The organism is Ferrovibrio sp. (assembly GCF_017994015.1).
Taxonomy (GTDB): Bacteria; Pseudomonadota; Alphaproteobacteria; order Ferrovibrionales; family Ferrovibrionaceae; genus Ferrovibrio.
Genome location: NZ_JAGOLP010000041.1, coordinates 19,519 through 27,993 on the forward strand (window position 1 = coordinate 19,519; position 8,475 = coordinate 27,993).

The window sequence follows — 8,475 nt, forward strand, 5'->3', positions numbered from 1 at the left end:
CAAGCAGAGGGCAGCCGTCAACCGCATCAAGCACCAGCCGCCGGCATTAACCCGGGCCTTTGCCAAAGCCGATGGCAGTGCGGTTGAGGGCATTCATCAGGGCGATGGCATACGTCAGGTCAACAATCTCGGCACGGCTGAACTGCGCTTCAAGCGCCGCATACAACGCGGGATCGGGCCAGCCGCCGGCACAGAGCGTCAATGCCTCGGCCCAGGCCAACGCCGCCGCCTCGCGGGCATCAAACCAGGCCGTCTCGCGCCAATGCATCAGCACGGCCAAGCGACGGCCATCGGCGCCGCGCTTGAGCAGCGTGCCGGTATGCAGATCGATGCAATAGGTGCAGCCATTGAGTTGTGAAATCCGTAGATAGATCAGCTCGATCAGGTCGGCACCCAGGCTGGAACACTCCAGCGTATGGTGCAACTGCATAAGCGGGCCGCGATGGCTGGCTGGCACATCGGCAAAGGCAATACGGGGTTGCATAAGCTATCTCCAAGGGTTGCTACACCGATGAAGACGAGCGAGACGGCTGTTTGTGACAGGCTTTTCAGCTTGGTGGTGGCAACCGATGACCACTGACCTCGGCACCGGCATCGGGCGCCAGCGCCCGATAGGAGAAAACCGATGCCATCGCCACCAGGCCAACAAACACAAAGGCCGGGGTGAAATCCGCCGGAGTCAGGCTGGCGCCGCCCTTGTAAGCCACCGTGGCATGCAGCACCAAGGCCCCCACCGCCACGCCGCAACTGAGCGAAACCTGCTGCGCCATCGAGGAGAAGCTGGTCACCGCGCTCATGCGCTCGGGCGGGAAATCCGCGATGCTGAGCGTGGTGATGCTGGTGAATTGCAGCGAGCGGAAAAACCCGCCAAACAACAGCTGCAACAGAATGCTCCAGGCCGGCATATCCGGCCGGATGAAACCGGTGGCCAGGATGAAAGCGCTGGACAGCACAGCGTTGATCACCAGCACGCGGCGGAAGCCGAAGCGGCGCAGGATCGGCCCGGCGCTGGCCTTCATCAGCAACGCACCGGCGGCACTGGCAAAGGTGAGCATGCCGGATTGAAAAGCGCTGAGGCCAAAACCCAGTTGCAGCATCAGCGGCAGCAGGAAGGGCAACGCGCCTACGCCGATGCGGAACAGGAAGCCGCCGATATTGCAGATGCGGAAAGTGGGCTGTTGCAGCAGCCGCAGGTCGATCACCGGATAGGGCACGCGCGCCGCATGGCGCAGGTAAAGCCACAGAATAATGCCGCCCAGCAGCAGCAAGGCCGGCGGCAGCCAGAAAGGCAGCAGATCGCGGCCGATGGTTTCAAAGCCAAAGACCAGGCCAAGCAGCGCCAGGCTGGATAGCAGAAAACCCAGGCGATCCAGTGGCGGCGTGCTGGCGGCGCGGGTATTCGGGATATGCAGGCTGACCAGCAGCACGCCGACAATGCCGATCGGCACATTGATCCAGAAGATCCAGCGCCACGATAGATAGGTGGTAAGGAAGCCGCCCAAAGGCGGCCCGATCACCGGGCCGATCAGCGCTGGCAGGGTGAGGAAAGCCATCGCCCGCACCAGCTCCGCCTTACTGACCGATCGCACCACCAGCAAGCGGCCGACCGGCACCATCATGGCGCCGCCAATGCCTTGCAACACCCGCGCACCAACCAGTTCCCAGAAAGACTGGCTCAGGCCGCACAGGATCGAGCCGAGCGTGAACACGATGATGGCGGCGCGAAAAATCGTGCGCGTGCCATGGCGATCCGCCATCCAGCCGCTGATCGGGATGAACACCGCCAGGCTGAACAGGTAGGAGGTGATGGCCAAGTTCATCTTCAGCGGATTCTCGCCGAAGGCTTCGGCGATGGCCGGCAAGGCGGTAGCCAGCACGGTGGAGTCGAGATTCTCCATGAACAGCGCGCAGGCAACAATCAACGGGATCAGCATCGAACCGAACTTTCAGCGGCGCCCCAGGGTGAGCAGCACCAGAGGCGACAGCATACCGATTGCCGCCAGCGCGGTGAAGGCGATGCCCCAGGCGAAAGGCTCGCCGGCGCCGCCCAGGCCATCCAGGGTGAGGCCAAACACCACCGGGCCGAGAAAGGCGCCCAGAAAACCGATGGTGGAATGCACCGCCATGGTGGCACCGCGCCGATCCGGCTCGGCTGCGCCCACCGCGCCAGCCGTGAGCGCGCCGGAATCGGCCATGATCATGAATTTGTAAACCACCAGCATGCTGCCCAGCAGCACAGCCGGCCAGGCGCTTGACCAACCGATCAGGGCCGCCAGCGCGGCGGTGATGATGGCAACGCCAACAATGGCGCGCACCCGGCCAACCCGCAAAGCCAGTTCATTGCCCAGGATGCTGCCCGGCACACCGACCAGCACCACGATCATCGCCACCGTGGTGGGGCGCCACAAAGCCTCGGCACCGGCAGCGGCGCGGGCATCCAGGAAAGCCACGATCCAGGAGCGCACCGTGAACAATTCCCAGCAATGCAGGCCATAGCCCAGCACATAACGCATGGCATTGCCATTGCGCAGCACCGGGCGGAAATCCAGCACGCGGCGCAGCGGCACCGGCACCAATGGGCGCCGCTCGGCCGGCCGGCTCGGCAGCCAGCCAAATACCAGCACAAAGCCGGCCGCTGCCAGCAAAGCTGAAACCGCAAAGGCCACCGGCCAGGGGAAAAGCTGCCCCAGTTCACCCGCTACCAGGAAGGAGCCGGCGCTGCCAACGCCGAAAGTGGAGGTGTAGAATGCCACCGAGCGCGATTGCAGCGGCCCCTGCACATGATCGGTCAGCAGCACCAGGCCCGGCATATAGGTGCCGGCCAAAGCCGCACCGGCAATGAAACGAAACAGCGCCGCGCTGACAAAACCCTGCGCCGCCAGGGCAAAACCGAGATTGCCGACCACCGCCAGCAGCAACCCCACCAACATCACGCGGCGCGGATCGCTGCGATCCGTGAAGGCCACCAGGAACGGCACCGCCAGGGTATAGCCGGCAAAAAACAGCCCGTTGATCCAGCCGGCTTCGGCGGCACTGAGCTGCCATAGCGCGCTCAATTCCGGCTGCAAGGCGGGAAAGGCCGAGAAGCCGGCCATGCTAAGCACTTCGGCGATGCAGAGCAGCCACAGCAGCCGCGCAGGGGAAATCGGGGGAGAGGTCATTTTTTTGTTTTTCTGACTGGGGCAAATCTAGGCTGAAACAATCAGGGCAGCGCGGCCAGTGCCTCGGCGACAAATTCCATGCGATCCTGGCCAAAATACATCTCGTCGCCAACAAAGAAGATCGGCGCACCAAAAGCACCGCGCGCCACGGCAGATTCAGTGGCCGCCTTCAGCGCCTGTTTAGCGGTTTCGTCATTCGCTGCCGCCAATACCGCCGCCGGATCAAAGCCGGCTTCGGCCAGCACCTGACCAACCACGGCCGGATCGCCCATATTGCGCCCTTCGGCCCAGATCGCGCGGTAGACCGCATCGGCATAGGGCAGCAGTTTGCCCTGCATCTGCATGGCGCTGGCAGCGCGCATCAGCATCAGTGTGTTGATCGGGAAATGCCGGTTGAAGGTGAACGGCACGCCGTAGCGACGGGCGAAACGCTGCAAGTCCTGCAACATCCAGGCGCCCTTGGCTGGCACTTCGACCGGCGAGCGATTGCCGGTGGCTTTCAGAATGCCGCCCAGCAGAACCGGTTGCCAGATGATCTCGGCGCCATGGCGCGCGGCCAGCGCCGGCAATTGCGTGTAGGCCAGGTAGCAGGTCGGGCTGCCAAAATCGAACAGAAACTCCACTGCCTTCATGATTTCCTCCCACCGGATTTGTGACAAAGGCTACACCCGGACCCGGAGCGGCGGAAGCGGCAGCATGATGCCGCTTGACTATCCCGGTTCAAGCTGCCATATGCAGCACATCGGCGCCCGGAGCGGGTGCCGGCCAGCGGCTGCCAGGCCGCGTGAACGTTCCCTGTATTGCTTCACTGCGGATCGTCCTGCCCGGCGCCCTTCATCCTTCATCATACGACCCAGGTCACGCGGGGCGTTTTCATCCCCCGCCGCCGTGCATTTTGCATGGCTGCGTAACCGTATGCGCCATGGCGCTGCGGCCCTTAAAGGATTCTGTTTTGACCACTACCAGCGTAAGCTTCACCGATCTCGGCCTTGCCGCCCCCCTGCTGCAAGCCCTGGCCGCCAGCCCCTATAAAACCCCCACCCCGATTCAGGCCCAGGCGATCCCCTATGTGATGCAGGGCCGTGATCTGCTCGGCATCGCACAGACCGGCACCGGCAAGACCGCCGCCTTTGCGCTGCCGATCCTGCATCGCCTGGCACAAGCCGGCCCGGATGGCCGCCGCCCGCGCGCGCAGCCGAAATCCTGCCGTGTGCTGGTGCTCAGCCCGACCCGCGAATTGGCGAGCCAGATCGCCGAGCGTTTCCGGTTTTATGGCGAAAAGCTGGGCGTCAGCGTTGCCATTGTTTTCGGCGGCGTTTCTCCCGGCCCGCAGATCAAGCAGCTCAGCCAGGGCGTTGACGTGCTGGTGGCCACGCCGGGCCGCCTGCTGGATCACACCGGCAGCCGCCATATCCGCCTCGATCTGACCGAGATCGTGGTGCTGGACGAGGCCGACCAGATGTTCGACATGGGCTTTGTGCAGCCGATCCGGAAGATCGCGGCGCAATTGCCCAAGCAGCGCCAGAGCCTGTTCTTCTCGGCCACCATGCCGGACGACATCGCCCAGCTTGCCGCCGGTTTCCTGCGCGATCCGATGCGCGTGGCTGTAACCCCGGTGGCAGCCACCGCCGACCGCGTTGAGCAGAAGGTGATCCATGTCGACACCGCCGCCAAGCGCACGCTGCTGAGCGAATTGCTCAAGGATGATGCGATCTATCGCACGCTGATCTTCACCCGCACCAAGCGTGGCGCCGACCGCGTTGCCAAGCACTTGGTGGGCAGCGGTGTGGAAGCAGCAGCGATTCACGGCAACAAATCGCAGGGCCAGCGCGAGCGCGCCCTGGAAGGTTTCCGTGCCGGCAAGGTGCGCGCCCTGGTTGCCACCGATATCGCAGCCCGCGGCATCGACATTCCGGAAGTGACGCATGTCATCAATTATGAACTGCCGAACATCCCGGAATCCTATGTGCATCGCATCGGCCGCACCGCGCGCGCCGGCCGCGCCGGCATTGCCATCGCTTTCTGTGATCAGGAAGAACGCGCCTACCTGCGTGATATCGAACGCCTGATCAAGCAGAAAATTCCGGCCGAAGACCGGCGCGGCAGCATTGCCGTGACCGAGGAAGCCGAGGCCCCGCGTGCGGCGCATGGCCATCGCCATGGCCAGAAGCCGGGCCAGCGCCAGGGCCAGGGCGGTCGCCCGCAGGGTCATGGTGGCGGTCATCATGGCAGCCGCCATCAGGATGGTGGCCACCATGCCGGTGGCCGTTCGCAGGGTCAGCGTCAGGACGGCGCCCGGCATCAGGATGGCGCCGCCAAGCGCCCCGATGGCCAGCGCCCGCAACATGCCGGTGCCAAGCCGCAGGGCGGGCAGCCGAACCGTGGCGGCCAGCCGCAGCGTTCTGCCGGCCAGCATGCCGGTGGCCAGCGTTCCAATAATGGCCAGCGTTCCGGCGGTCAGCGCTCCGGTGGCCAGCAGCAGCGCAGCGGCACACGCGGCTGACACTCGATACCGGGCCGCACTTGCGGCGGCCCGGCTTTCCTTGCTAAGCACAGGCCATGCGCGAAGCCAATGCCGTGAAGCTCGTTACCAGTGCCGCCAATCCGGCGATCAAGCTGGTGCGTGCGCTGGACGATAAAAAACATCGCCGCGAGACTGGGCTCTATGTGGCCGAGGGCCTGCGCACGGCATTAACCGCTGCCGAGCAGAATGTGTGGCCCGAAACGCTGATCTTCAGCAGCGAATTGAAGCAGCATCCCAAATTACGCGACTATCTGGCGCGCTGCCTGGCACGCGGCATTGATTGCATCGAAGCCAGCAACCAGGCGATGGAAAAAATCGCCCGGCGCGATAATCCGCAGGGCGTGGTGGGCATCTACCGCGCCGGCTGGAGCCGGCTGGAGGATTTTAGCCTCACGCCGCAATCCTGCCTTATAGCGCTGCAAATGATCCGCGATCCCGGCAATCTGGGCACCATCATGCGCACCGCTGATGCGGTGGGCGCCGCCGGCATTGTGTTGATCGACGAATGCTGTGACCCGTTTTCCATCGAAGCCGTGCGTGCCTCGATGGGTTCGATCTTTGCCGTGAAACTGGCCAAGGCGCGCTTCGCCGATTTTAATGCCTGGCGCCAGCCGCTGGGCGGCATGCTGGTGGGCACGTCGCTGCGCGCCTCCGAGGATTACCGCAAGCTGGATTATCGCGGCCCGGTTTTCCTGATGATGGGCAACGAACAGGCTGGCCTGCCCAGGGAATATGAAGATGCCTGTGATGCCCGGGTGCGCATCCCGATGCGCGGCACCGCCGATTCGCTCAACGTGGCGGTGGCCACCGCCATCGTGCTCTACGAAATCAACCGCGCGACGCTCTAATAACCGACCGACAAATCGACGATACGGGCCAGCGGGCGGCCTTCGCGGCAGCGCCGGATATTATCCACGATCTGCGGCACCACCAGCGCAGGAATACTGTCGGCGGCATTATGCGGCGTCACCGTGACCTTCGGATGCGTCCAGAACGGATGCTGCTCGGGCAACGGTTCTTCGGCAAACACATCCAGCGTGGCGCCGGAGAGATAATCGTTATCCAGCGCATGCAGCAGGTCGGCTTCCACCACATGGCCGCCACGCCCGGCATTGATGATATGCGCGCCACGCGGCAACAGGCTGATGGTGCGGCGGCTGATGATGCCACGGGTTTGCGGTGTCAGCGGCAGCAGGCAGACCAGCACATTGCAATGGCTCAGAAAACCTTCTAGCTGATCGTCGCCATGGAAACTCGCCACGCCATCGACGGCCTTCAGCCGGCGGCTCCAGCCCACCACCTGAAAATCAAAATCGAGCAGGCGTTTTGCGGCCACGGCACCCAACGCGCCCATGCCCATGATGCCGATGGTGCGATCCTTGGCATCCACCGGCGGCAGCCATTTCCAGGTGCGGTTGCGCTGGTTGAACTGCATCGCCTGCATCTGGCGATGAAAACGCAGCACATGCAGCACCACATATTCGGCCATGCCATTGGCCAGGCCGGCATCCACCACGCGGGCCAGCGGCACTTGGCGCGGGTAGCTGTTATCGGCCAGGATGCCGTCCACCCCGGCGCCGAAGCTATGCACAAATTTCAGATTGCGGAAGCCAGCCAGAAAACCGGCCGGCGGCTTCCACACCAGCGCCATGTCGATCTCGTCGGCATTGCCGATTTCGGGATAAACCCGCACATCCAGATCAGGCAGTTGCTGCCGCAGGGTTTCCGCCCAATCCTCGGCATCGTGGATCGGCGTGTAGATCAACAGGGCCATGGTTCAGCCTATCCTCGAACGGCATGCTCATGCGTCACCGCCAGATCAAAGGCAGCGGCGATAAGGGCGCGGGTATAATCGGTTTCCGGCGCGCTGAACAGCTTTGCGGCTGCGCCCTGCTCCACCACGCGGCCATCCTTCATCACCAGCACCCGATCCGCCAGTGCCCGCACCACACGCAAATCGTGGCTGATGAACAGATAGGCCAGGCCGCGCTTCTGCTGCAAATCACGCAGCAGATCAACAATCTGTGCCTGCACGCTCATATCCAGCGCCGAAGTTGGCTCATCCAGCACCACAAAGCGCGGCTCCAGCACCATGGCGCGCGCAATGGCGATGCGCTGGCGCTGGCCGCCACTGAATTCATGCGGATAACGATCCATACTGGCTGGATCGAGGCCTACTTCGGCCAAGGCCGCCGCCACCCGCTCGCGTCGCTCGGCCTCGCTGCCGGCAGCGCCGTTTCGGCCTGGCAGGCCATGCACACGCAAACCTTCTTCAACAATCTGGAATACCGACAGGCGCGGGCTGAGGCTGGAAAACGGGTCCTGAAACACCACCTGGATTTCGCGCCGCAGCGGCCGCATGTCGGCCCAGGTCAGGCCCTGCAAGTCGCGCTCGCCATAGCGGATGCGGCCGGTGGATTTCTGCAAGCGCAGCAAGGCATAGCCCAAAGTGGATTTGCCCGAGCCGCTTTCGCCCACCACGCCCAGGGTTTCGCCAGCGCGGATCGTGATGTCGATGCCATCCACGGCTTTGATATGGCCGATGGTGCGGCGGAACAATCCGGCTTTGATCGGAAACCACACCTTGACCTGCTCGGCGCGCATTACCGGCGCGGCATCCTCGGCTGGGCTGGCCGGCTTGCCCTTCGGCTCGGCGGCCAGCAGCTTGCGCGTATAGGCATGTGCCGGCGCGCCAAATACGTCAGCCACCGATCCGGCCTCGACGATATGCCCCTGGGTCATCACAGCCACACGATCAGCGAATTTGCGCACGATGGTAAGGTCATGCGT

At 63.8% G+C, this 8,475-nt stretch carries 8 protein-coding genes; 2 read left to right on the forward strand and 6 right to left on the reverse strand.

Translation table 11 applies throughout. The annotated features are described in order from the left end of the window. Window positions 1-46: 46 nt before the first annotated feature. From KBB36_RS15880 to KBB36_RS15895, 4 genes are all read right to left on the reverse strand, one after another. Window positions 47-484 (reverse strand): carboxymuconolactone decarboxylase family protein, encoded by a 438-nt coding sequence (locus tag KBB36_RS15880; protein ID WP_290983005.1) that lies wholly within the window; start codon window positions 482-484, stop codon window positions 47-49. Between the two features lie 64 nt (window positions 485-548). Next, complete coding sequence (locus KBB36_RS15885; protein ID WP_290983008.1) at window positions 549-1,934, reverse strand: DHA2 family efflux MFS transporter permease subunit; 1,386 nt, start codon at window positions 1,932-1,934, stop codon at window positions 549-551. A gap of 12 nt (window positions 1,935-1,946) precedes the next feature. Further along, window positions 1,947-3,161, reverse strand: a complete 1,215-nt coding sequence (locus tag KBB36_RS15890; RefSeq protein ID WP_290983011.1) for a nitrate/nitrite transporter — start codon at window positions 3,159-3,161, stop codon at window positions 1,947-1,949. Between the two features lie 41 nt (window positions 3,162-3,202). Next, the gene (locus KBB36_RS15895; protein WP_290983015.1) at window positions 3,203-3,793 is read right to left on the reverse strand and encodes a 2-hydroxychromene-2-carboxylate isomerase; all 591 of its coding nucleotides are present in this window, start codon (window positions 3,791-3,793) and stop codon (window positions 3,203-3,205) included. Window positions 3,794-4,113: 320 nt separating this feature from the next. Between KBB36_RS15895 and KBB36_RS15900 the strand changes: the two genes are divergently transcribed. Both KBB36_RS15900 and KBB36_RS15905 read left to right on the forward strand, forming a co-directional pair. Continuing rightward, window positions 4,114-5,664, forward strand: coding sequence for a DEAD/DEAH box helicase (locus KBB36_RS15900; RefSeq protein WP_290983018.1), 1,551 nt, complete (start codon window positions 4,114-4,116; stop codon window positions 5,662-5,664). A gap of 56 nt (window positions 5,665-5,720) precedes the next feature. Then, window positions 5,721-6,533, forward strand: a complete 813-nt coding sequence (locus KBB36_RS15905; RefSeq protein WP_290983021.1) for an RNA methyltransferase — start codon at window positions 5,721-5,723, stop codon at window positions 6,531-6,533. Here KBB36_RS15905 and KBB36_RS15910 read toward each other — a convergent pair. Together KBB36_RS15910 and KBB36_RS15915 are read right to left on the reverse strand one after the other, a co-directional pair. Then, on the reverse strand, window positions 6,530-7,459 hold the full coding sequence (locus KBB36_RS15910; RefSeq protein ID WP_290983023.1) for a glyoxylate/hydroxypyruvate reductase A: 930 nt from the start codon (window positions 7,457-7,459) through the stop codon (window positions 6,530-6,532). The two genes, KBB36_RS15905 and KBB36_RS15910, sit on opposite strands and share 4 nt — an antisense overlap. Before the next feature lie 8 nt (window positions 7,460-7,467). Continuing rightward, window positions 7,468-8,475: ATP-binding cassette domain-containing protein (locus KBB36_RS15915; protein ID WP_290983026.1), on the reverse strand; the 1,008-nt coding region annotated here is incomplete at its 5' end.